Origin of the sequence: Microlunatus ginsengisoli, from assembly GCF_039537205.1 — a bacterium.
Lineage (GTDB): Bacteria > Actinomycetota > Actinomycetes > Propionibacteriales > Propionibacteriaceae > Microlunatus > Microlunatus ginsengisoli.
The window spans coordinates 15,207-38,641 of record NZ_BAABAB010000028.1 but is presented as its reverse complement, the minus strand read 5'-3'; the positions used below and the strand labels follow the sequence as shown (position 1 = coordinate 38,641).

23 protein-coding genes are annotated in these 23,435 nt (G+C 71.2%); 14 read left to right on the top strand and 9 right to left on the bottom strand.

Annotated features, from left to right (window positions below):
• Positions 1–11: 11 nt before the first annotated feature.
• The 6 genes from ABD747_RS18660 to ABD747_RS18635 all read right to left on the bottom strand — a co-directional run bounded on the left by ABD747_RS18660 (position 12) and on the right by ABD747_RS18635 (position 6,538).
• On the bottom strand, positions 12–842 hold the full coding sequence (locus tag ABD747_RS18660; RefSeq protein WP_344807384.1) for an isocitrate lyase/PEP mutase family protein: 831 nt from the start codon (positions 840–842) through the stop codon (positions 12–14).
• 11 nt (positions 843–853) lie between these two features.
• On the bottom strand, positions 854–1,441 hold the full coding sequence (locus ABD747_RS18655) for a DUF1269 domain-containing protein (RefSeq protein WP_344807382.1): 588 nt from the start codon (positions 1,439–1,441) through the stop codon (positions 854–856).
• A 34-nt stretch (positions 1,442–1,475) separates the two neighbouring features.
• On the bottom strand, positions 1,476–1,763 hold the full coding sequence (locus tag ABD747_RS18650) for a DUF4242 domain-containing protein (RefSeq protein WP_344807380.1): 288 nt from the start codon (positions 1,761–1,763) through the stop codon (positions 1,476–1,478).
• Positions 1,764–1,908: 145 nt separating this feature from the next.
• Positions 1,909–2,565: a phosphotransferase gene (locus ABD747_RS18645; RefSeq protein ID WP_344807378.1), complete on the bottom strand. Its 657-nt coding sequence runs from the start codon at positions 2,563–2,565 to the stop codon at positions 1,909–1,911.
• 152 nt (positions 2,566–2,717) lie between these two features.
• Entirely contained in the window at positions 2,718–5,996 is a 3,279-nt protein-coding gene (locus tag ABD747_RS18640) for a BTAD domain-containing putative transcriptional regulator (protein ID WP_344807376.1), read from the bottom strand.
• A gap of 5 nt (positions 5,997–6,001) precedes the next feature.
• Positions 6,002–6,538, bottom strand: a complete 537-nt coding sequence (locus ABD747_RS18635) for a DinB family protein (protein WP_344807374.1) — start codon at positions 6,536–6,538, stop codon at positions 6,002–6,004.
• Positions 6,539–6,672: 134 nt separating this feature from the next.
• On the opposite strand from ABD747_RS18635, the gene ABD747_RS18630 reads away from it, so the two are divergent.
• The 4 genes from ABD747_RS18630 to ABD747_RS18615 all read left to right on the top strand — a co-directional run bounded on the left by ABD747_RS18630 (position 6,673) and on the right by ABD747_RS18615 (position 11,328).
• Positions 6,673–7,392 (top strand): succinate dehydrogenase cytochrome b subunit, encoded by a 720-nt coding sequence (locus tag ABD747_RS18630; RefSeq protein WP_344807372.1) that lies wholly within the window; start codon positions 6,673–6,675, stop codon positions 7,390–7,392.
• Entirely contained in the window at positions 7,392–9,404 is a 2,013-nt protein-coding gene (locus tag ABD747_RS18625; protein ID WP_344807370.1) for a fumarate reductase/succinate dehydrogenase flavoprotein subunit, read from the top strand. Before ABD747_RS18630 ends, ABD747_RS18625 begins: the two co-directional genes overlap by 1 nt.
• A 52-nt stretch (positions 9,405–9,456) precedes the next feature.
• Positions 9,457–10,203, top strand: coding sequence for a succinate dehydrogenase/fumarate reductase iron-sulfur subunit (locus ABD747_RS18620; protein ID WP_344807368.1), 747 nt, complete (start codon positions 9,457–9,459; stop codon positions 10,201–10,203).
• A 219-nt stretch (positions 10,204–10,422) separates the two neighbouring features.
• Positions 10,423–11,328: a hypothetical protein gene (locus tag ABD747_RS18615; RefSeq protein ID WP_344807366.1), complete on the top strand. Its 906-nt coding sequence runs from the start codon at positions 10,423–10,425 to the stop codon at positions 11,326–11,328.
• 10 nt (positions 11,329–11,338) lie between these two features.
• Here ABD747_RS18615 and ABD747_RS18610 read toward each other — a convergent pair whose 3' ends face one another.
• The 3 genes from ABD747_RS18610 to ABD747_RS18600 form a co-directional block, all read right to left on the bottom strand.
• Positions 11,339–11,647, bottom strand: a complete 309-nt coding sequence (locus ABD747_RS18610) for a WhiB family transcriptional regulator (RefSeq protein WP_344807364.1) — start codon at positions 11,645–11,647, stop codon at positions 11,339–11,341.
• 187 nt (positions 11,648–11,834) lie between these two features.
• Entirely contained in the window at positions 11,835–12,296 is a 462-nt protein-coding gene (locus tag ABD747_RS18605; protein WP_344807362.1) for a hypothetical protein, read from the bottom strand.
• 5 nt (positions 12,297–12,301) lie between these two features.
• Positions 12,302–12,886, bottom strand: coding sequence for an RNA polymerase sigma factor (locus ABD747_RS18600; protein ID WP_344807360.1), 585 nt, complete (start codon positions 12,884–12,886; stop codon positions 12,302–12,304).
• 188 nt (positions 12,887–13,074) lie between these two features.
• Between ABD747_RS18600 and ABD747_RS18595 the strand changes: the two genes are divergently transcribed.
• The 10 genes from ABD747_RS18595 (at position 13,075) to ABD747_RS18550 (ending at position 23,433) form a co-directional block, all read left to right on the top strand.
• The gene (locus ABD747_RS18595) at positions 13,075–15,744 is read left to right on the top strand and encodes a CHAT domain-containing protein (RefSeq protein WP_344807358.1); all 2,670 of its coding nucleotides are present in this window, start codon (positions 13,075–13,077) and stop codon (positions 15,742–15,744) included.
• 211 nt (positions 15,745–15,955) lie between these two features.
• Complete coding sequence (gene rplS, locus ABD747_RS18590) at positions 15,956–16,306, top strand: 50S ribosomal protein L19 (RefSeq protein ID WP_344807356.1); 351 nt, start codon at positions 15,956–15,958, stop codon at positions 16,304–16,306.
• Positions 16,307–16,426: 120 nt separating this feature from the next.
• Complete coding sequence (lepB, locus tag ABD747_RS18585; RefSeq protein WP_344807354.1) at positions 16,427–17,230, top strand: signal peptidase I; 804 nt, start codon at positions 16,427–16,429, stop codon at positions 17,228–17,230.
• Complete coding sequence (lepB, locus tag ABD747_RS18580; protein WP_344807352.1) at positions 17,230–18,003, top strand: signal peptidase I; 774 nt, start codon at positions 17,230–17,232, stop codon at positions 18,001–18,003. Before lepB (ABD747_RS18585) ends, lepB (ABD747_RS18580) begins: the two co-directional genes overlap by 1 nt.
• Positions 18,000–18,662 carry a ribonuclease HII gene (locus ABD747_RS18575; protein ID WP_344807350.1) on the top strand — a complete coding sequence of 221 codons (663 nt, stop codon included), beginning with the start codon at positions 18,000–18,002 and terminating at the stop codon, positions 18,660–18,662. Before lepB (ABD747_RS18580) ends, ABD747_RS18575 begins: the two co-directional genes overlap by 4 nt.
• Positions 18,659–18,976 (top strand): DUF2469 domain-containing protein, encoded by a 318-nt coding sequence (locus ABD747_RS18570; protein ID WP_344807348.1) that lies wholly within the window; start codon positions 18,659–18,661, stop codon positions 18,974–18,976. The genes ABD747_RS18575 and ABD747_RS18570 overlap by 4 nt, the downstream gene beginning before the upstream one ends.
• A gap of 1,042 nt (positions 18,977–20,018) precedes the next feature.
• Positions 20,019–20,393 carry a YraN family protein gene (locus ABD747_RS18565; RefSeq protein WP_344807346.1) on the top strand — a complete coding sequence of 125 codons (375 nt, stop codon included), beginning with the start codon at positions 20,019–20,021 and terminating at the stop codon, positions 20,391–20,393.
• The gene (locus ABD747_RS18560; RefSeq protein WP_425562559.1) at positions 20,393–21,949 is read left to right on the top strand and encodes a YifB family Mg chelatase-like AAA ATPase; all 1,557 of its coding nucleotides are present in this window, start codon (positions 20,393–20,395) and stop codon (positions 21,947–21,949) included. The genes ABD747_RS18565 and ABD747_RS18560 overlap by 1 nt, the downstream gene beginning before the upstream one ends.
• Complete coding sequence (gene dprA, locus ABD747_RS18555) at positions 21,946–23,082, top strand: DNA-processing protein DprA (protein WP_344807342.1); 1,137 nt, start codon at positions 21,946–21,948, stop codon at positions 23,080–23,082. Before ABD747_RS18560 ends, dprA begins: the two co-directional genes overlap by 4 nt.
• Before the next feature lie 60 nt (positions 23,083–23,142).
• On the top strand, positions 23,143–23,433 hold the full coding sequence (locus tag ABD747_RS18550) for a hypothetical protein (protein WP_344807340.1): 291 nt from the start codon (positions 23,143–23,145) through the stop codon (positions 23,431–23,433).
• The last annotated feature ends 2 nt before the right edge of the window (positions 23,434–23,435 follow it).

Below are 23,435 nucleotides of genomic sequence, written 5' to 3'. Positions count from 1 at the left end.
ACGCCCGAGGATCAGCTGAAGCGGCGCTGCAGGTCGGCGTAGCCGATCGCGCCGTCGAGGAAGCCGAGCGTCCCGGTGGCGAGCAGTTCCCGGCCGGCCCGGTCCAGCGAGCTGAGCGCGGCGCGGGCCAGGCTGCCACCGAGGCTGACCCGCTTGACGCCGAGCGAGAACAGGGTCGGTGCGTCGATGGTGTTCGCCAGGCCGGCCACGATGTTGAGCGGCCCCGGGATCGCCGCGGCCAGTCGGGCGATCGTGTCCGCCTCGACGACGGCGGGCACGAAGACGCAGTCGGCTCCGGCGTCGAGGTAGCGGACCGCGCGCTCGACCGTCTCCTCGAACGGTTCGGCGGACGTATCGCCGAAGCCGCTCGTACGACCGAAGTAGGTGTCCGTCCGAGCGTTCAGCACGAAGCTGCCCGCGGGTGCGGCGGCCCGGGCCGCTCTCAGCCGGTCGACCGCCTCGTCGATGCCGAACAGCCCGCCGGGCCCGGCATCCTCGAGGTTCGCGCCGACCGCTCCGACCTCGGCGGCCAACGCCACCGTGCGGCCGACCTCCTCGGGCGTGTCGCCGTAGCCGGCTTCGAGGTCGGCCGTCACCGGCACGCTTACGGCGGCCACGATCCGACCGACGTGCTCGAGCATCTGCTCCCGGTCCAGCGTTCCTCCGTCCGGAACACCGCACGCCCACGCGATGCCCGCGCTGGTGGTGGCGATGGCCGGGAACCCGGCCTGTTCGAGGATCCGGGCCGACCCGGCGTCCCAGGCGTTCGGGAGGACGAAGCCCGGACCGGCATGGAGCGCGAGAAGTGCGGCCGCCTTCCCGGACGGTTGCGTCGCGGTCACGAGCCGGCGGCTCAGCGGCCCTCGGCGGCTGCGGCGTCCGCGGCGGCGGCCTCGGCCTTGATGTCCTCGGCCACCGCCTTGTCGACCGCCTTCTGGACCACGCGGTTCGCCTTGGCGAGGGCCTTCTCGATCTCGATCACCGCCGGGTCGGAGACCAGCACCACCAAACCGGAGTGGCCTGGCTCGATGGTCTGGGACAGCTCGTCGGCCAGTTCGCTGCGGTTGTGCAGGTGACGCAGGCGGCCGATCCCGGCGCCGGCCGCGCCCATCACGGCGGCACTGGCGAGGATGGACGGCGGGAACAAGGCGCCGATCACCACACCGCCGACCAGCCCCCAGGTGAGCCCTCGGCGGGTTCGGTCGTCGGTTGCCTTCTGCACCTTGATCTCGCCGTTGGTGTCCTTCTTCAGCACCAGCGCGCCCTCGATGTCCAGCCGGTTCGCCTTGGTGGCGCGCTCCAGGGCCTGATAGGCCCCCCAGGCACTGTCGGTGTCGGAGAAGTCGGCCACGAACAGGGCGTACGCACCGTCGGTCACGATTGCTGCGGTGAGTTCGGTCGCGGTGGCTTCCGGTCCCTCGGTGGTGGGCTGGTCGGACATCGGTGATCCTTTCGCTCGGTCTTCGCCGCAGACCCTATCGAGCGACGACCACCTCCGCCGTGGTCGGATCGATGATCTCGTGGACGATTGCCACGGTATCCAGCGGGAAACCGCCGCAGCGTGCGTGCTCGCGGATCAGTTCCTCGTTCTCGGCCAGATAGACGCAGGTGAGCTTGTCGTCGCTGACGTAGCTGTGCACCCACTGGATCTCCGGACCCTGCTGGCGGAGCACCGCGTTGGACGCCTCGGACAGCGCCGCCAGCCCGGTCGAGTCCAGCCGGCCGGCGCCCGGAACCGTCCGCTCGATGATGTACCTGTGCATTGCCCACTCCATCCTGTCGTTCGGCAGCGACCGTCTCGTTGCCCCGGCTAGGACGCTACGGAGCCGGCGAGGATGCGTCATGAGGCATTCACCCCAGTTCGGTCGGCTCGTTGTCGCCGCGGGCGTCGGATGCCGACCCAGGTCGCTAGGGCCGCCACGCCGAAGCCTGCCGGCCACGCTCGATCCACATCTCCACTCCGCCGCCCGCCGGGTCCCACTCGCGACAGAACTGTTCGAGCTGGGCACAGCGGCGCACCATCGAGTCCTGCCGGTCGGCCCAGGCCGGGGTCCGGCCGTACGCGGCGAACAGGCTGGGCAGCTCGGCTCGAGCCTGTGGATGATGCGCCCGGACGATCCACTCGCACCAGGCCAGGTCCTCGACCGGCGCGCCGAGGTGACAGAACTCCCAGTCCAGCACGGCGCTCACCGCAAAGCCGTCCTCGGCGAACAGCACGTTGTTGGGACCGAAGTCGCCGTGCACGATCACCTCGCCACGGCTCGCCAGACCGAGGACCGGCACCGGGTCGATGGAGTGCAGGTGCCGCAGGAACCGGCCGCAACCGGACAGGATCTCGCGCGCGAAGCCGGCACCCATCAGGTCCTGGCCGTGGCGGCCGGAGACGAACTCGACGACCAGCGTCTCCGCGTCGCCGCCGCGCACGGCAGGCACCGGAAGAAGCCCGGCGAGGGACGTCAGCACCTTCCGCTCCACCGCGCACCGCCCGGTTGCGCCCGGGCCGGCATAGGTCTTGGCGACAGACGCTCCGTCCCGGGTGGTGTCGTTGGTGTACCCGTGCCGCACGGGTCGAAAGGCTACGGCCCGGGGTCTGCGCGTCCGGGGCTGCGGGTCGGGGGCTCCGGGTCGGGGCTGCGGGTCGCGCGCCGCGACTCGGCGATGTCGGCAAAGACCTTCCCGCGGGAACGTCCATTGTCGCTCCCGAGGATGACGAGGACTCAGAGATAGCGTTCCGGATCGAGCAGCGCGTGCGCCTCCGCTCGGCTCAGTCGCCGGCCGGCGTCGTACGCGCTGTCGAACTCGGTTCCCAGTTCCGTCCGCAGCCGCTCCGCGATCGTCGTCACGGCCCGGTCGGTCCAGTCGTCCGCGCCACGCACCGACGCCGCGGCACCGAGCGCTGCGGCGGCGTCGGCGGACCGGCCGCGAGCCGTCAGCCAGCCGGCAACGGCGGTTCCGACCGCGGCGATGATCGGCTGATCCCGGGTCTCGATCGCGGCCGGATAGGCCTCGCGCAGGTCGCTGGTCGCCCGATCGAGGTCGCCGGCGAGCGCGGAGATCAGGCCGGTCGCGGCCAGGATGACCCCGCGCAGGTGGTCGAGCAGCGGCACCGAGGTGTGCCGGCGGCCGAGCTCGGCCCGAATCTGGTCGGCCAGCGCGAGCGCCCGATCGTGGTGGCCCGTGTGCCACTCGATCATCACGATCGCCGCCCCGCCGAACAGCACCCGATCGGGGCTGACGCCGTTGCGGGTGAGCTCCTCCAGGTCGCCCAGCTCGGCGCGGGCGGCCTCGAAGTCGCCGCGGCGGATGAGCAGGTCGACGATGCGGATGTGGATGTAGCTCTCGTCCTGGGCCGATCCCAGCTCGCGGACATGACGGAGCGCCGAGCCGAAGTCGGCGACCGCGTCGTCCAGCCGGCCGTCCACGGTGGCGATCTGGGCGCGAGCGACCAGTGTCGTGGAGAGTCCCCAGCGATCGCCGATCTGGACGAACTCCTTGTACGCGGTTTCCAGCGCGTTCCGCATCTGGTCGAGCTCGCCGGCATTCTCGTACAGGTTGGCCAGGCTGGCGTGCAGCGCCGCCCGCAGCCAGGGGTCCGGCGAGGCTGCGGCCCGCTCCACCATCCGGGCGGAGTTGTCGTCGGCACCGGCGAACACGGCCACCATGCAGCGCAGCACCTCCAACCCCGGGAAGGGAGGATCGGGCGCGGCAGCGAGCTCGGCACTGACGGTCGCGAGCCGGTCGCGCACTGCCTCCCAGCCGGGACGCTCGCCGTCAGCCCGCTCGGCGAGTTCGGACAGGACCACCGCCGCCCGGGCGTAGGCGAGCTCGGGGGCCTCCGCGCCGCGGTTCGCGTCGAGGATCATCGCGGCCCAGGTCGCGAGCTCGGTGTTGTTCTCCAGCACCGCCCAGTACCAGGCCAGGGCGAGCATCACCGTGAGGGCCCGCTCGCCCCGCCCGGAGTCGGCCAGGTAGCGCAGCGCGGCCGAGACGTTGTCCCGATCGGCGTCGAGCGTTGCCATTGCGGCCACCTGGTCGCGGCTGCGCAGCACGGGCTCGCACGCGATCACGACCTGGGCGTAGTGCTCTGCGTGCGCCAGCCGCGCCGCGCCGAGCTCGTCGCGCTCGGCCAGCCGTTCGATCCCGTACTCGCGGATCGTCTCCAGCATCCGATAGCGCACCGGGAGCGGGGCGATGCCGACTGGCTCCTCGACCTGCAGCAGGGACTTGTCGGTGAGCGAGGCCAGCAACGGCTCGATCTCCTCCGCCGGCATGCTCGCGTCGGCGCAGATCGCGGTCGCGCTCGCCGCATCCGCGCCGGCCGGGAAGACGGCCAACCGTTCGGCGAGCAGCCGCTCCGCCGGGGTCAGCAGGTCCCAGCTCCACTCCACGACGGCGCGCAGCGTGCGGTGCCGCGGCAGGCTGGTCCGGTTGCCGCCGGTGAGCAGCCGGAACCGGTCCGTCAGCCGCTGAGCGATCTCGCCGGCCGGCAGCACTCGGAGCCGAGCGGCCGCGAGCTCAAGGGCCAGCGGCAGACCGTCGAGCCGGCGGACGATCTCGACCACCGCCGGCAGGTTGGTCTCGTCCAGGACGAATTCCGGCCGGGCGGCCGCCGCTCGGTCGAGCCACAACCGTACGGCCGGAAAGCCCGGTGCCTCGTCCAGCCCGACGTCGACCGGCGGGAGCGGCAGGGGAGCGATCGCGCAGAGCACCTCGCCGGTCAACCCGAGCAGCTCCCGACTGGTGGCCAGCACCCGGACGTCCGGGGCCACCGCGAGGACCTCGTCGACCAGGTGCGCCACCTCCTCGATCAGGTGCTCGCAGTTGTCGATCACCAGCAGGCAGCGAAGCTCGCGGAGCCGCTCGAGCAGCCGGTCGCGAGCGTCGGTGGGGAAGCGCTCCGTCCGCTCGGTGACCCGGGTCTCGCGTCCGCCGATGGTGGACAACAACACGCCGGGCAGGTCGTCGGGGTCGGTCACCGGTGCCAGCTCGACCAGCCAGGCGAGCTGGTCGTTGTCGGCCAGCCAGCGGTTCGCCGCCTCGATCGCGAGTCGGGTCTTGCCCGCACCGCCGGTGCCGATCAACGTGGTCAGCCGATGCGAGGCCAGCGCCGACAGCACCCGGTCGAGATCGCCCTCCCGGCCGACGAAGCTGGTCAGCGACACGCGGAGGTTGCTCGGGCGCGAACGGGCCGGGCTCGGCGCGGGAGTCGCCGCCCGGGAATTCGCCGTCGCCGGCTCCCCCCGCAACAGCTGCAGGTGCAGATCCTGGAGCTCGGCGCCAGGATCGATGCCCAGCCGGTCGGCCAAGAACCGCCGCGTCGCCTCGAACCTGGCCAGCGCCTCGGAGGTCCGCCCGGCCGCAGCGAGCGACCGGATCAAGGCCGCAGCGAGCGGCTCGTTCAGCGGATGGCTCTCCGCCAGCGACTCCAGCTCACCGATCGCCTCGGCGGCCCGCCCGGTCCGAACCAGCAAAGCGAGCCGGTCGAGGCTCGCGCCGAGCCGCAGCTCGGCCAGCTGCACCCGGCGAGCGGCGGCGAACGACCCGTCCCCGGCGTCCGCGAGGGGCTCGCCCCGCCAGAGTTCCTCGGCCGCGACCAGGTCGGCCAGGGCGCCCGGCTCGTCTCCCTCGGCGAGCCGGCGACGACCGCTCTGCACCAGTGCGGTGAACCTCGCCGCGTCGACCGCGTCGGCCGGGACCGCCAGTCGGTAGCCGATCCCGTCCGGCTCGATCAGCCGGCCCTGGCCGAGCGCACGGCGCAACCGGGAGACCAGTGATTGCAGAGCGTTGACCGGGTCTCCGGGCGGGTCCTCGGGCCAGACCGCGTCGACCAGCTCGGCGCCGGACACGCGGCGGCCCGGCTCGAGCGCGAGCCGGCTGAGCAGCGTTTGCAGCCGCCGGCCGGCGATCTTCACCGGCCGGTCCTCGGCGTCCACGACCAGCAGCGGCCCGAGCAGCCCGATCCGCGGGCGTCCCGGTCTCGCCGGCGCGGCTGGCAAGGCCGCTACTCCCCGGTCTCGCCGTCGATGGCCTCCCGCAGCAGGTCGGCGTGGCCGTTGTGCCGCGCATACTCCTCGATCAGGTGCAGCAGCACCCAGCGCACCGTCCGGTTGCCGCGGCGACCGGTGCCGCGGACCCGGTCGTCGGGGGAGGAGAAGGTCGCCAGGATGCGCCGGGACTCCGTGACCTCCGCCCGGTAGTTGGCCCAGACCTCGGCCACCGGGATGCTGTCGAGATCATCGAAGTCGCCGTCCGGGTCGTCGCCGCTCGAATACCGGTCGGGCAGGTCTCTGCCGTCGAGACTGAGCACGAACCAGTGCCGTTCCACGTCGGAGAGGTGACGAGCCAGTCCGAGCAGTGACAGGGTGGACGGCGGGGCGGCGCGCCGTTTGAGCTGTTCCTCGTCGAGTCCGGCGCACTTCCGGACGAAGGTCTGCCGGTGGTAGTCGAGGAACTGGACGAGGTTGTCCAGTTCCGGGCCGAGCAGGTCGGGGTCGGCCCGCTCGACGGCGTCGGGGCCGGCCGGGAAAGAGGTGCTCACCGAAGTGAGCGTAGGCCCGGCCACCGACATCGTGTGAGGTCTCCCACAGCCGCGCCTGCGGAGTGGCGAAAAACACCAGTGACCAGGGTGGCCTTACGTGGATCGCGGCGGTCAGGAGTTCTAGGGTAAGGCCCGTGGCCCTATCAACACTGACCCCGGCGCAGAAGGCGGCGCGGTCGACGGTTGCGCTCAAGGCGCTGATGGCGGTCAGTGGCCTGATCATGATCGGGTTCCTGCTCGCCCACATGTACGGCAACCTCAAGGTCTTCGCCGGCCCGGCGGCCTTCGACGAGTACGCCCACCACCTGCGGACGATGGGTGAGCCGATCCTGCCGTACGGCGGCGCGCTGTGGATCATCCGGGTGGTGCTGCTGGCCGCGATCATCGCCCACGTGTACTCGGCGGCGACGCTGTGGCGCCGGTCCCGGCTCGCCCGCGGCGGCGAATCCCCGACGAAGCGCTATCAGACGACCAAGTCCAAGCGTGGGGTGCAACGGACGTACGCGTCGTTCACGATGCGCTGGGGCGGGGTGACGGTGCTGCTGTTCGTGATCTTCCACCTGGCGCAGTTCACCTGGGGCATCATCCATCCGGGCGGCGGCTCCGACAGCCCGTACCAGCGGGTCGTCAACGGCTTCGGCGTGTGGTGGGTGGTGCTGCTCTACACCGTCGCGCTGATCGCTGTCGGCTTCCATCTGCGGCACGGGACCTGGAGCGCGCTGACCACCCTCGGCGCGAACACCAGCACGGTGGCCCGGCGCCGGTTGAACCTGCTGGCCCATGCAGTGGCGCTGATCGTGGTGATCGGCTTCCTGCTTCCCCCGTACGCGATCTTGTTCGGATTGGTGAGCTGATGACCACGACCGTTCCCCCGGAGACGATCCCGCCCGAGACGACTCCGGCCGACGAGATCAACTCCGTCGACGCCGACTCGCTCTATGTCCTCGGCGACGACGTCGCCGACACCAAGGCGCCCAACGTGCCGATCGACCGCCGCTGGGAGGAGCGCAAGTTCAAGGCCAAGCTGGTCAACCCGGCCAACCGGCGCAAGCTGTCGATCATCATCGTCGGCACCGGGCTGGCCGGTGGCTCCGCCGCCGCGACGCTCGGCGAGGCCGGCTATCAGGTGACCAGCTTCTGCTACCAGGACTCGCCGCGGCGGGCGCACTCGATCGCCGCCCAGGGCGGGATCAACGCGGCCAAGAACTATCGCAACGACGGCGACTCGACGTACCGGCTGTTCTACGACACGGTGAAGGGCGGCGACTTCCGGGCCCGGGAGTCGAACGTCTACCGGCTGGCCGAGGTCAGCGCCAACATCATCGACCAGTGCGTCGCCCAGGGCGTGCCGTTCGCCCGCGAATACGGCGGCATGCTGGACAACCGCTCGTTCGGTGGCGTCCAGGTGTCGCGGACCTTCTACGCCCGCGGCCAGACCGGTCAGCAGCTGCTGATCGGCGCCTACCAGGCGCTGGAGCGGCAGATCGCCGCCGGCACGGTGACCATGCACACCCGGCACGAGATGCTCGAGCTGATCATCGTCGACGGGAAGGCCCGCGGAATCGTCGCGCGGGACATGAAGACCGGCGAGATCGAGACCCAGTTCGCCGATGCCGTGGTGCTGGCCAGCGGCGGCTACGGCAACGTGTTCTTCCTGTCCACCAACGCGATGGGCTGCAACGTCACCGCGACCTGGCGGGCACACCGCAAGGGCGCGCTGTTCGGCAACCCGTGCTACACCCAGATCCATCCGACCTGTATCCCGGTCTCCGGCGACTACCAGTCGAAGTTGACCTTGATGAGCGAGTCGCTGCGCAACGACGGCCGGATCTGGGTGCCGGCGTCCGGCGAGGACAAGCGCGATCCGCGGCAGATCCCGGAGGAGGACCGCGACTACTACCTGGAGCGGATCTACCCGAGCTTCGGCAACCTGGTGCCGCGCGACATCGCGTCCCGGGCGGCGAAGAACGTCTGCGACGAGGGCCGCGGCGTCGGCCCGGGCGGGCTCGGGGTCTACCTCGACTTCGCCGATGCGATCAAGCGGCTCGGCCGCAAGGCGGTCGAGGCCAAGTACGGCAACCTGTTCGACATGTACGCCCAGATCACCGGCGAGAACCCGTACGAGACGCCGATGCGGATCTACCCGGCGGTGCACTACACGATGGGCGGCCTGTGGGTCGACTACGACCTGGAGTCGACCATCCCCGGCCTGTTCGTGGCCGGCGAGGCGAACTTCTCCGACCACGGGGCGAACCGGCTCGGCGCGTCGGCACTGATGCAGGGTCTGGCGGACGGCTACTTCGTGCTGCCGTACACGATCGCCAACTACCTCGCGGACGGCCCGTTCCCGAAGGTGGACGCGTCCCACCCGGCGGCGGTCGCGGCCGTCGACGCGGTCCGGGACCGGATCGACACGCTGCTGTCGATCAACGGCTCGCGGACCGTCGACTCCTTCCACAAGGAGCTCGGCCACATCATGTGGGACTACTGCGGGATGGAGCGGACCGAGGAGGGCCTGCGCAAGGCGATCACCCGGATTCGTGAGCTGCGCAAGGAGTTCTGGTCCGACGTCCGCGTGCTGGGCACGAACGAGGAGCTGAACCAGGCGCTGGAGCGGGCCGGCCGGGTCGCGGACTTCCTGGAGCTCGGCGAGCTGATGTGCATCGACGCGCTGGTCCGCCGCGAGTCGTGCGGCGGCCACTTCCGGGCCGAGTCGCAGACCGAGGACGGCGAGGCGCTGCGGCACGACGAGGAGTTCGCCTTCGTGTCCGCCTGGGAGTGGGGCGGGGACGGCGGACGGCCCGTCCTGCACAAGGAATCGCTCGTCTACGAGTACGTCGAGATGAAGCAGCGGAGCTACAAGTGACGTTCGAGAACTCGACGCCGCCCCTGGCGGGCGCGAGCCAGGAGGATTCACAGTGAAGATCACGGTCAGGGTGTGGCGGCAGCCGTCGCCGGATGTTGCCGGCCGGATGGTCAGCTACGAGGTGCCCGACGTCTCCGAGCACATGTCGTTCCTGGAGATGCTCGACGTCCTCAACGAGCGGCTGACCATGGAAGGCGACGACCCGATCGCCTTCGACTCCGACTGCCGCGAGGGCATCTGCGGCATGTGCGGGCTGGTGATCAACGGCATCGCGCACGGTCCGCAGCAGACCACCACCTGCCAGCTGCACATGCGCTCCTTCTCCGACGGCGACGTGATCGACATCGAGCCGTGGCGAGCCGAGCCGTTCCCGGTGATCAAGGACCTGGTCGTCGACCGGGGCGCGTTCGACCGGATCATCCAGGCCGGCGGCTACATCTCCGCGCCGACCGGAACCGCGCCGGAGGCGCATGCCCAGCTGGTGCCCAAGCGGGATGCCGATCATGCCTTCGACGCCGCCACCTGCATCGGCTGCGGCGCGTGCGTGGCTGCCTGCCCGAACGGTTCGGCGATGCTGTTCACCGCGGCCAAGATCACCCACCTCGGGCTGCTGCCTCAGGGTCAGCCCGAGCGGCACTCGCGCGTGCTGGGCATGGTGAGCCAGCACGACGAGGAGGGCTTCGGTAACTGCACCAACATCGGCGAGTGCACCGCCGTCTGTCCCAAGGGGATCCCGTTGGAGACCATCTCGCGGCTCAACCGCGATCTGCTCGGCGCCTTGATGAAGGGTAACAACTAGCCGTCCCACCCGCTCGGCTGCGCAGGCCCGGTGAACTCGGTTCCTCGATCCGAGGCGAGCCGGATGTCGTCGCGACCAACGGCCGAGCAGCCAGCTGCCGGCGGCACCGCGCCGTGATCGGATCGAGACCGAACAATTTGATGAGACCACTCCCGCCGGGATAGCTTCGTGCGCCGCCCGGTTGGACGGCGCACATGTCCTGCGGAAGGGGTCTCGAGGGTGAGCGAAGAATCTCAGGTGGTGGCGCGTCGCGGCGTGCTACGTGGTGGAGCGATTGCGGCCGGCGTCGCGGCCGGGGCGGTGATCGCCGGATCGCGGGTCACCCGCGCCGACGCCGCCGTCGGCGATCCGGTGACGGTGGGCGGCAGCTTCACCGCCAACAACCAGTCGACCACGTTCACGATGCAGAACGGCGCGACGACGCCGACCATGCGACTGATCAACCAGACCGGCCCGGCGCTGCGACTCGACCCGGTCACCGACGACGATCCCGGCTCGCTGGCAATCGGCAACGTCGCCGGCGGCGTGCAGGGTCCCTGGGTCGGCGTCGACGACGGCACTGGCAGCCCGTTCACGACCTACCTCGCGACGGGCGTCGACATCGCCCAGCTCCCGGTGCCGGTGGCGTTCACCCCGGTTCGAGTCCTGGACACCCGCAATTCCGATGGCCGGCTCGGCATCATCGACGCCTCGCCGTCGCCGTTCGACAGCGCCTTCCGGCTCAAGGACGGCGCCTGGATCGATATCGCGATCGACACCGCCACCGCCACCGATTACAGCGTCGAGGCTGCGTTCCTCAACGTGACCATCACCGGTGCCCAGTCGAACGGCTTCGTCACCGTGTGCCCGCCCGGGCCGCGGCCGGTGGCTTCGACGATCAACTTCGTCAAGGGCCAGAGCATCGCCAACGGTGTGTTCGTCGCGGTGGGCCCGGTCGGTGACCTGTTTGCGGTCCGGGTGTACGCCCGGGCCACGACGCACGTGGTGCTCGACCTCAGCGGTCTGTCGGTGAACGGCCTGTCCGGCCCTGCCGCTGCCGGTCCGGCAGCGGTGAAGGCGAAGCGCGCCGCCGCGAAGTCGCGGCCGTCCGCGCGCCTGGTGCGGGTGCGAGCCCGCAAGCGATAGGGCCGCGGGCTCAGGCGGCCGCGGTGACGTCTCGGCACGGGGTCTGCTGGGCGACCAGCGGATGCTTGCGGGGGCGGCCGCGGCCGCGCTTGTGGGCCACGATGACGCCGTCGACGAATACCTCGCCGCCCCACACTCCCCATGGCTCGCGCCGCTCGATCGCGCCGACCAGGCAGTCCCTGCGGATCGGGCAGTCGGTGCACAGCGCCTTCGCTCGATCGATGTCGTGCGCCTGCTCGGCGAAGAACAGCCGGTTGTCGAGCTGGCAGGGCAGCGCCTGACGCGCTGCCGGCTCAGCGATCGTGTCCGTGCCGCTCACCAGTGATCAACTCCTCCCGGACGGGGTCGAGCTGCGGGCGGTGCCCCATGATTCGATGCCCCCAGCTCCGGAGGCTTGCCCGCCTCCGACCCCTGATGTGGTGATGGATCGCGAAGTCGGCCGATTGATACATCCGTGAGGGCGAATATTCACTCGACGCCCGCGGCCGCGTCGCCGGCCGGCCCGCTCAGACGGTGATCCAGTCGGTGATCACCGCGGGATCGCCGGACAACTGCAGCCGGAACGCCTCGCCGGGCGACGGTGTGACGGTGAAGCAGCCGAGCTCGTCGTAGGGAATCGCCGTGCTCGTCCCGTCCCGCAGCAGCAGGCTGAGCGCGCCGCCCCCGTCGGCCGGGATGAGCTGGCCGAGCACCGCGTCGCCGTCGAGCTGCAGCTCGATCGTGCAGGACGCGCTGGCGAAGGTCATCGCCCGCAGTGACGCCTGCTGGGACCGGGCCCCGGCCAGTGCGCCGGGTGCGGTCGAGTCGTACGTCAGCAGCGCGAGCTCGGCGTCGATCGTTCGCCAGCTGAAGGCGGCATAGCCGGCCTCCAGGATGTGGGCGGGCACCTGGTCGACCTCGGCGAGCGACTCCCGCAGCAGTTCGAGCCATGGGCGGTCCTGCTCGTCGGACGCATGTCGATCGGACATTCTGCTCACTCTCCATTCCGCGCGTCGCGGCTTGCGAACGAACGCAGCGCCGGGCAGTCCCGGAGCTTGTCGAGGCAGCGCGATCGGGTGGGTCCGATGCTGCCGACCGGGATGTCCAGCTGGCTGCTGATCGTCTTGTAGGGCACGTCGTCGCCCGACATCAGCAGCGTCAGCAGCCGCTGACAGTGGGGTGGCAGCTGGGCGAACGCCTCCCGGACCGCTGCTCGGCGCTCGGCGGCCAGCAGCTCCGCGTCCAGCGCCGGGGAGTCGCTGCGGACGTCCATGGTGACCTCGTTGAACTGCCAGGGTGTCCGCGCGCTCGCCGAGAGGTTGCGCAGGCACTCGTTGCGGGTTGTCGTCTTCAGCCATCCGGGCAGTGCGGCGGCCGTCCGGAGCGTCTCCAGGTGCTCGATCGCCCGCAGCCACACCGTCTGGGTCACGTCGGCCGCGTCGGCCGGGGACAGCCGATAGCTGTGGCAGATCGCCCAGACCAGCGGTGCGTACCGGTCGACGATCGCGTTCCAGGCGTCCTGGTTGCCCGCCTTCGCCTCGGCAACCAGTGCCTCGATCGACCGAGGAGGATTCACCATCGCACGGCCGCCGCACGCGACCCGTACGACCGCAGCCGGACGGTTGACTTCGCTCGCGTCACAGCTTGCTCCGATCCTCTCCTACTGCGTTTCTCAGCTTGACCACATTCGTGTCACAGATCGTCGACCCCGGCGTGTGATACATGAGCCTCGGGGGTGTTTCCGGGGCAACCACTAGTATTTTTCCGGTGAGCGAGACCGTGACGCTCGCTCGTGCTCGCGAGGCGCTGCGGGTCGTCCAGGTGGACCCCGAGAAATCGGTGCGGATCGCCACCGCCGCCGCTCGCGCAGCACACGACGCGGGCGAGCTGGACGCCGCCAGTGTCGCGGAGCGCGCGCTCGGCCTGGCAGCGATGTACCTCCAAGATCTGGCGGCCGCGCGGCGGCACCTGAGGTCGGCGATGGCACTGGCCGAGCGGGGCGGGGCGCACGAACTGGCCGCCGAGGCCCGGATGACCTTTGCGTTCGCGATCAATCTCTCCGGTCGGCCCGACCAGGCGCTGACCGAGATCGAGATCGCGCTGCGCGATCTGGGACCGCTCGGTCGCGCCCGTGCCACCGCGCAGCGGGCCGCGATCCGGCAGCAGCTGGGTCTGCTGGACCAGGCGTTCGACGACCTCCAGACGGCGTTGCCGCCGCTGAGACGGGCCGGCGATGTGGTCTGGGTGCAGCGGGTGCTGTCCAATCGCGCCCTGGTTCATGCGTTCCGGCAGTCCTACGGCCCGGCGATCCGCGACCTGCACGAGGCGCAGCGCCTGTGCGAGCAACTCGGCCTCCGGCTGCCGTTGGCCTTCGTGCACGAGAACCTGATGCTGGTGCATCGGCGGTTGGGCGACGTACCGGCGGCGCTGGAGCAGCTCGCCACCGCCGAGTCCATCTATGCCTCGCTGGCCACGCCGAACGCCTCGCTGCTGATCGAGCGGAGCGAGTTGCTGCTGTCCGTCGGGCTGTGGCACGAGGCCCGGCTCGCGGCGGAGGCTGCGGTGGAGATGTTCGACCGGCAGGGCCGGCGGCTGGGCAGCGCCGAGGCGTTGCTGCTGCTGGCGCGGACCGTCGCACTCGACGGCGACCCGGTCCGCGCGGTGCGCGAGGGTCGCCGCGCCGTCCGTCTGCTCGGCCGGCAGAAACGGGCGTATTGGATGACGCAGGCGAGATACGGGCTGCTGGTCGCCCGCTTCACCGCGGACCCGGCCGGGGTCGGACTGGCCGAGTTGCGGGCGGCGGCCGACGACGCGGCGGCCCAGGGCTGGGGAGCCACCGCGCTCGATCTGCGGTTGCTCGCCGGTCGGCGCGGCCTGGCCGGCCGGCGGCGCGCGGCCGGCCGCGCCCAGCTCGAGCAGGTCAGTGCCGCTCGGCACCGGGGTGTGGCGACCCAGCGGGTGAAGGCCTGGTACGCCACCGCGCTGCTGCGCCAGGACGCGGGCGATCTCCGCGGCGCCGACCGGGCCGCCGCACGCGGTCTGCGGATTCTGGACGACTACCGCAACACCATGGCGGCCACCGAGCTGCGGGCGCACGTCTCGGGACTCGGTGTGAGCCTGGTGGAGATCGGGCTCCGGCACGCGCTGGCGGCCGGTTCGGCCGACGGTGTGTTGCGCTGGGCCGAGCTGGGCCGATCCCGCCACCTCCTCGTCCGCCCTGTCCGGCCGCCCGCCGACCCCGAGCTGAGCCGGCTGATGGCGCAGCTGCGGACCCTGCTGGCGGCGCAGGCCGAGCGGCTGGCCGCCGGACGCGGGATTGGTGGCCTGCTGCGCGAGCAGGCGGGGCTGGAGCACGCCATCCGCGATCAGGCCCGGCGAGGTGGGGTTACGTCGGTGGTGGCCGCAGCCGGCGAGCTGAGCGTGGAGCGGCTGTCCGAGGCGCTGGGCGACGCGGCGCTGGTCGAGTACGTCCACCTCGGCGGGACGCTGCACGCCGTCTGTGTCACCGACGGGCGGGCCGTGCTGCGCCCGCTGGGTGCGCTGGCCGACGTCCGGGAGCGGATCCGCTGGCTGCCGTTCGCCCTGCGCCGGCTCGCCTACCGGGGCACCTCCACGGCCAGTGCCGCCGCCGCGCTCAGGCTGCTGCGGCGGACCGCGGCGGAACTGGCCGCCATCCTGGTCCGCCCGCTGGCCGACCTGCTGGCCGACCGTCGCGTCGTCCTCGTCCCGACCTCGGTCCTGCAGGGAATGCCCTGGTCGCTGCTGCCGATGCTCGCCGGCCGGCCGGTGACGGTCGCCCCGGCCGCGACGCTGTGGGTCGACGCGATCGAGCGTGAACCGGTCGCCGGCCGGGCCGTGTCCGTGGCCGGGCCCGGGCTCAGCGGGGGCCGGCTGGAGGCCGAGCGGGTCGCCGCCATCTACGGCGTCGACGCGTTGCTGGGTGACGCCGCCTCGGTCGCCCGGCTGACCGCAGAACTGCCCGGCACGGCCGTCCTGCACCTGGCCGCGCACGGCACCGTCCGGGCCGACAACCCGCTGTTCTCCAGTCTGCGCCTCGCCGACGGCCCGCTCACGGTGTACGACCTCGACCAGCCCGAGCAGGTGGTCGACTCGGTCGTGCTCGCCGCCTGCGAGAGCGGCCGCGACGTGGTGGCGAGCAGCGGGGAGGTGCTCGGCCTGAGCGCGGCCTTCCTGGCGGCGGGCACCCGCAACGTGGTGGCCTCGGTGGTGCCGATCCACGACGTCGCGACGACCGAGTTGATGGTGGGGCTGCACCGTGGACTGGCCGCCGGATCGAGCGTCGCCGATGCGCTCAGCGCGGCACAGCGGGCGGTCGATCCGGCCGACCCGCACGCGGTGGCGGCGGCGATGGGCTTCGTCTGTCTCGGCGCCGGGCTGACCGGCGTCGCCCCGATCGGCGACCGACGTACCGGCTGAGGCGTCGGCCGTGCCGTGACGCCGCGTACGCCGGGCGCGACCCGCCCTCAACGTGCGGCGGTCTCGATTAGCGCCCCTCGCCGGCGGTGTGGCAGACTTGATCGCTGTTGTCCACCCGCGACCGGGGCGCCTGCCACAGGGGGATCGTGCCGATCGAGGGCTTCGAAAAGGATTCGACCGCGGTGACCTGTGGCACTGACGAGGTAGTTTCATGAGCAAGCTCATCTCCGAGCTCGACCAGGCGTCGCTGCGCAGCGACATCCCCGTCTTCCGACCCGGTGACTCCGTCCGAGTGCACGTGAAGGTCGTCGAGGGCAACCGCTCCCGCATCCAGGTCTTCGCCGGCGTCGTGATCGCGCGCTCGGGTGAGGGCGTGCGGGAGTCCTTCACCGTCCGCAAGGTGAGCTTCGGCGTCGGCGTCGAGCGCACCTTCCCGCTGCACAGCCCGATCATCGACAAGATCGAGGTCGAGCGTCGCGGCGACGTCCGCCGGGCCAAGCTGTACTACCTGCGCGGACTGCGCGGCAAGGCCGCCAAGATCAAGGAGAAGCGGGACGCGTAGGCGGCTGGGCGTCACGCCCGGCGGCCATGGCACCGCAGTTCTCAGGGCCGGACGGACCGGCTCCCCGACGCATCGCGCGATTGGCCCGGATCCTTCGGTTCGCCCGGCTAGTCTTCTCCGGTGACTGAGCGCGAGCCGGCGCCGGAGGCGACCGACGAGGAGCCTTCCGGCCCGCGGAGCATGACGTTCGGCGAGCACGTCATCGCCTTCGTCAAGGAGCTCTTGATGGTGGTGATCGGTGCCATCATCGTCGCGTCGCTGGTGCGCTACTTCGTCGGGCAGATGTTCATCATCCCGTCCCAGTCGATGGAGAACACGCTGCAGATCGGCGACCGGGTGGTGGTCGAGAAGCTGAGCTCGATCAAGCGCGGCCAGGTCGTGGTCTTCAAGGACCCGGGCGGCTGGCTGAACGAGGAGAGCGAGGGCTCCGAGCGTGGGCCCGTGGGTCGCGCCCTGGAGTTCATCGGGGTGCTTCCGGACTCGAGCGCGGACCACCTGATCAAACGGGTCGTCGGGTTGCCCGGCGACCAGGTCATCTGCTGCGACAGCAAGGGCCGGATCACGGTCAACCAGCAGCCGCTGGACGAGACGAGCTATCTCTACACCGATTCGAGCGGCCAGCAGAGCGTGCCGTCGGACATCAGGTTCGACGTGGTCGTGCCCGACGGTCGGATCTTCGTGCTCGGCGACAACCGGAGCGAGAGCCGAGACTCGCGCTGCCACCTCAACGACAGTGGCACAGTGAAGGGCGAGAACGCGTTCGTCCCGGAGGATCTCGTGGTGGGCCGTGCCATCGCCATCGCCTGGCCGCTGTCCGACGCGTCCCGGTTGCCGATCCCGTCGACGTACGACACGGTGCCGCCGGGCAAGAGCCCCGCCCCGGGGACCGCCGAAGTCCGCGCCGGCGCGGATGCGAACTGCTGATGGTGACCACCGACGATCAGACCGCCGCGGGCGCGCGACGCGGCGGCGGAGGGTCGTGGATCAAGGAATTCGTGATCGTCATCGTCGGCGCGCTGCTGGTGTCGATCGTGCTCCGGGCCTTCGTCGGGCAGATGTTCATCATCCCGTCGCAGTCGATGGAGAACACGCTGCTGATCGGCGACCGAGTCGTGGTGCAGAAGATCACCTCGTTCCATCGCGGCGACGTGGTCGTCTTCGCCGATCCGGGAAACTGGCTCGGCGAGGCCGAGACGGGCGAGCCGACCCCGGTGGACAGGGTGCTGGAGTTCATCGGCATCCCGACCGCGGCCAGTGCAGGTCATCTGATCAAGCGGGTGATCGGGATGCCGGGCGACAAGGTCGTCTGCTGTGACGCCGACGGGCGGATCACGGTGAACGGGCAGGCCCTGGACGAGACGTCGTACCTCTACACCAGCCCGGACGGCACCCAGGTCGCGCCGTCGGAGGTCCAGTTCAGCGTGGTCGTCCCGAAGGACCGGATCTTCGTGATGGGCGACCATCGCGACCTCAGCGCGGACTCCCGCTGCCACCTGTCCGACCTGTCCACCACCCAGGCCAAGGGCCAGGTGGCGTTCGTGCCCGAGAAGCTGGTGGTCGGCCCGGCCGTCGCGATCGCGTGGCCGCTGAGCCGGTTCCAGGTCCTGCACCGACCGGCGACGTTCGACGACGTCCCGGCACCATCCTCGCCCGCGCCGGATCGAGGGGTGATCGAGCCCGAGGGGGTGAGCTGTTGACGTCGACGATCGTCACCCCGGGCGTACGTCCCGGGCCAGGGCTGTACGGCTACGAGCGCGCGCTCAAGCGGGTCGGTCTCGGTCCGGTGGCGGGCGCGGACGAGGCGGGGCGCGGTGCGTGCGCCGGACCGCTGGTCGCCGGCGCCGTCATCCTGGCCGACACGAAATCCCGCCAGATCACCGACCTGCGCGACTCCAAGCTGCTCAGCGCGGCCCAGCGGGATCGCTGCTACGCCGAGATCACCCGGAAGGCGCTCGCCTGGTCGGTGGTGGCCATCGAGCCCGGCGACTGCGACCGGATGGGCATGCACGTGGCCAACGTCGAGGCGCTGCGGCGCGCGTTGCTGCGGCTCGATGTGGCGCCCGGATTCGTGCTCACCGACGGGTTCGGGGTGGACGGTCTCGGCGTGCCCGGGCTGGCGGTCTGGAAGGGCGACCGGGTCGCCGCCTGCGTCGCGGCTGCGTCGATCATCGCCAAGGTCACCCGGGACCGGATCATGTGCCGGCTGCACGAGCGCTATCCCGACTACGGCTTCGACATCCACAAGGGCTACTGCACCGAACTGCACCAGGAGCGGCTGGATCGGCTCGGACCGTCGGCCACACACCGGATGCGCTTCGAGAACGTGTCCCGAACGGCTAGAGTCGGTGCGCCATGAGCGCCGAGGATCTTGAACAGTACGAGAGCGAGCTCGAGCTCCAGCTCTATCGCGAATACAAAGACGTCGTCGGCATCTTCACCTACGCGGTCGAGACCGAGCGACGCTTCTACCTTTGCAACGCCGTCGACCTGAAGGTCCGGACCGAGGGCGGTGACGTCTACTACGAGGTGTCGATGGGCGACGCCTGGGTGTGGGACATGTACCGGCCGGCGCGTTTCGTGAAGAGCGCGAAGGTGCTCACCTTCCGCGACGTGTCGATCGAGGAGATCGCACACAGCGACCTCCAGGTTCCCAAGAGCGTCGCCGAGTAGCGGTCGCCTCGACTGCTCATCCCTCGGAACCGGTTGCTCCTTTCGCGACTGGTCACTCCTTCGCAGCATCCATCCGTGGCCGGAAAGTGGGGATCGTTTCGGCCCGGATCGTCCTGAGAATCCCGCCGCGACCGGATTCTTGATGTGAGTCGCGATTGGCGGCGCGGTTGCGTTGGACACCTCGCGACTGGCCACTCCGTCGCGACCCGGTGATTCCCTCGCAACTGGTCACTCCGTCGCAAAATCCATCCGCGGTCGGAAAGTCGGGGTCCTTTCGGGCCGGATCGCCCCCAGAATCCCGCCACGGCCGGAGTTTGCCGTGAGTCGCCGCCGGTGCGCGGGCGGCGGGCGCGGGGTTTGGGTAGCGGCGCGGGCGCGGTTCTTCTCTGGCCTGTCATCCCATCGCGACCCAGTGGTTCCCTCGCGGCTGGCCATCATTCCGTCGCGAAATCCATCCGTGGCCGGAAAGCCGGGGTCGTTTCGGGCCGGGTCGCCCCCAGAATCCCGCCGCGGCCGGTTTGTGCGGTGAGTCGCAGGCGGCGCGGGCGCGCGGCGCGTCGCGGCGTTCGCGTAGGAGCCCGTCGCGACCCGACGGTCCCTCGCGACTGGCCCGCTCTGTCGCGAGATCCGTCCGTGGTGGGAATGTCGGGGTCGTTTCCGGCCGGGACGCCCCGAGAATCCCGCCGCGGCCGGCTTGTGCGGTGATTCGCAGGCGGCGCGGGCGCGCGGCGCGTCACGGCGTTCGCGTAGGAGCCCGTCGCGACCCGGTGGTCCCTCGCGACTGGCCGCTGCGTCGCAAGATCCGTCCGTGGCGGGAAAGTCGGGGTCAATTCGGGCCTGACCACCCCCAGAATCCCGCCGCGGCCGGATCGTGCCGTCAGCCGCCGGCCATTCGGTCCACCCTCTCGAAACACCCATGCCGGTCCGGTCGGGCGGCCGCGTTGTCCACAGGTTCGGACCGGCTGGAACGTTTTCCACAGATTTCGGCACCACCCGGCACGATCGGGTCCCTCCTCCGCATGGTGCAAGGTGGAGGTGGGAGATGACCGATCGGGCGGCCAAGAGCCTCGGGGTCCGGGGCGAGGACCTCGCGGTGGCCGAGCTGGAACGTCAGGGCATGGCGATCCTGGCCAGGAACTGGCGGTGCAGGCTCGGCGAGATCGACATCGTCGCCGTGGAGCAGATCCGCGGCCGGACGACCGTGGTGTTCTGCGAGGTGAAGTGCCGATCCGGGTTGGGTTTCGGCGACCCGCTGGAGGCGATCACCTATGCCAAGGTGCGCAAGCTGAGGCAGCTGGCGGCGGAGTGGCTGGCCGAATCGGCGGACAAGCCGGACGCGATCCGGATCGACGCGGTCGGGATCGTGCTGCGGCCGGGGACCGCGCCGGTGCTGCGGCACGAGCGGGGGATCGGCTGATGGCCATGGCTACTGCGCGTTCGGTCGCCTTGGTCGGGCTGGACGGCCGGATCGTCGCGGTCGAGGCCGCGATCGCCGGCGGCTTGCCGCGGACGGTGCTGGTGGGCCTGCCGGACGCGGCGCTGTACGAGGCCCGGGACCGGTGCAAGGCCGCCGCCGCCAACTCGGGGCTGGGCTGGCCGTCGTCGTTGCTGACCATCAACCTCAGCCCGGCGACGCTGCCGAAGGCCGGCTCGCACTACGACCTGGCCATCGCGGCCGCGGTACTGGCCGCGGACGACGCCTTCGACCCGCGCGAGCTGGCCGGCACGGTGCTGCTCGGCGAGCTGGGACTCGACGGCCGGGTCCGGCCGGTTCGCGGCATCCTGCCGGCCACCCTGACCGCGGCCCAGCACGACGTCCGCCGGGTGATTGTGCCGCGCGGACAGGCGGCAGAGGCTCGGTTGGTCGCCGGCATCGAGGTCTTCGGGGTCGCATCGTTGCGGCAGCTGGTCGCGCTGTTCCGGCACGAGCAGGTGCCCGACGAGGAGGATCCGGACGACGATCCCGACGCCGATCCGGGCGCTGGCGAGGCAAGAACTCAGCCCGACCTGGTGGACGTGGCCGGCCAGGCCGAGGCGAAGTGGGCGCTGGAGGTGGCCGCCGCGGGTCGTCACCACGTCCTGCTGCACGGCCCACCCGGCGTCGGCAAGACCATGCTGGCCGAGCGACTGCCGGGCCTGCTGCCCGACCTCGACCTGGCCGATGCGCTGGAGGTGTCGGCGATCCACTCGCTGGCCGGCGTCGAGCTGGGCGACGGCTTGATCACCCGCCCGCCGTACGCGGATCCGCACCACTCGGCGTCGATGCCGGCGGTGATCGGCGGCGGACCGCGGATGGCCAGGCCCGGTGCGATCTCGCGGGCCCATCGTGGTGTGCTGTTCATGGACGAGGCCCCGGAGTTCTCCAGCCAGGTGCTCGAGGCGCTCCGCACGCCGCTCGAGTCGGGCGTGGTGTTCCTGCATCGCAGCCAGTCGCAGACCCGCTATCCGGCGCGGTTCCAGCTGGTGATGGCGGCGAACCCGTGCCCGTGCGGGAAGGCCGCGACCCCGGGCGCAGACTGCCGCTGCCCACCGATGGCGATCCGGCGCTATGCGCAGCGGCTGTCCGACCCGATCCGCGATCGGATCGACATCTCGCAGGCGTTCCGCCCGCCGCGCCGCAGCAAGGTCCGGGCCGCGCTGACCGGCGGCGAGACCTCGGCGCAGGTGGCCGAACGGGTGCTGGAGGCCAGGGCGCGCCAGGCGCGGCGGCTGGCCGGCACCGAGTGGCGCTGCAACGGCGAGGTGTCCGGGCCCCACCTGCGTCGCCGGCTGCCGCTGCCCGACGGTCTGGAGGCGGTCGACGAGGCACTGGACCGGGGACTGATCAGTCCGCGCGGTGTCGACAAGGTGCTCCGGGTCGCCTGGACGGTCGCCGACCTGGCCGGCGCCGGACGGCCGCTCGCCGATCATGTGGCGGTCGCGCTGGCGATGCGGCGGGGCGATCCGTCTCCCGGCTGGGTGGTGACCCGGTGAGTGAGCCGTCCGAGCGCGCTGCCCGGATGGCGCTGTCGGCCGTGGTGGACGCCGGCGACCCGGCGTTGGCGGCCCTGGTCGCCGACGTGGGGCCGATCGAGGCATGGGAGTTGGTGCGACGCAACGCCTTGGGCGAGCCGGTCGGTCGCCGGGCCGCGGAGATCGATCACCGCCAGATCGCCGTGCTGGCCCGGCACTACCGGATCCGGTTCGTCGTGCCCGGCGACGAGGAGTGGCCGGCCGGGCTGGACGATCTGCGCTTCCTGGCGCCGATCCAGCGGCGCGCCGGGGTGCCCGTCGGACTGTGGTTGCGCGGCCCCGGCCATCTCGGCCAGCTCTGCGAGCGGGCCGTGTCCATGGTCGGATCGCGGGCCGCGACCGCCTACGGCACGCAGACCGCCAGCGAGCTCGCGATGGACCTGGCCGGCCGCGGTACGACGGTGGTCTCCGGCGGTGCGTACGGGATCGACACCGCTGCCCATCGAGGCGCGCTGGCCGGCGAGGGGGCCACCGTCGCGGTGCTCGCGAACGGGGTCGACGTCCCCTATCCGAAGGGCAATGCGCCGCTGCTGACCGGGATCGCCCGCGACCATGTGATCGTGTCGGAGCTGCCGCCGGGCGAGACGCCGAGCCGGGTACGGTTCCTGGCCCGCAACCGGATCATCGCGGCCATGGCGCGGGGGACTGTCGTGGTCGAGGCAGCCGAGCGCTCCGGGGCGCGCAACACCGCGAGCTGGACGGTGGACTGCGGCCGCCAGCTGATGGCCGTGCCCGGTCCGGTGTACTCGGCGATGTCGAGCGGACCACACCAGCTGGTGCGGTCCGGCCAGGCGAGCCTGGTCACCTCGGCGGCCGAGGTGCTCGAGCTGGTCGCCGGGATCGGAGAGTGCCTGATCGCGCCGCCGCGCGGGAGTGCTCGGGCCACCGACGACCTGGACGAGCGCCAACTGGCGGTGTTCGAAGCGCTCCCGTCCCGTAGCCGGGCGGCGGTCGGTGACGTCGCGCTGCGGGCCGGTTTGAGCGTGCCGGTGACGCTGGCGGAGCTCGCCGGCCTGGAGCGGCTGGGGTTGGCCGAAGGCGACGAGCAGGGGTGGCGAACATCACGCGCGACCGAGGCCAGGAGCGCCGGATGAAGGCGATTGCGCGGTCGCCGGACGACTATCCTGCCTGCGAGGAAAGACGGAGGAGACGCTGTGGATCGGGTCCGCGAGGCGGAGGCACGAAGTCTCGACCTGGTTCAGCGGCTGGTGATTTCCGCGCTGTGCTTCGTCGTGTTCGGCGCCCCGACCTTCGCCCTCGCCGCCTACAGCGCGTTCAGCACGGCGATCAGTCAGAGCGACTCGATCGGTCTGTGGGTGATGAGCGGCGTGGTCGGGCTGCTGGCCGCGGCGGCGATTCTGCTGATCAACCGGCGCCGGCCGTACTCCCCGTTCGTGCTGCTCGGGCTGTTGCCCGCCGCGGTCGCGTCCTACTGGGTGTTCTGACC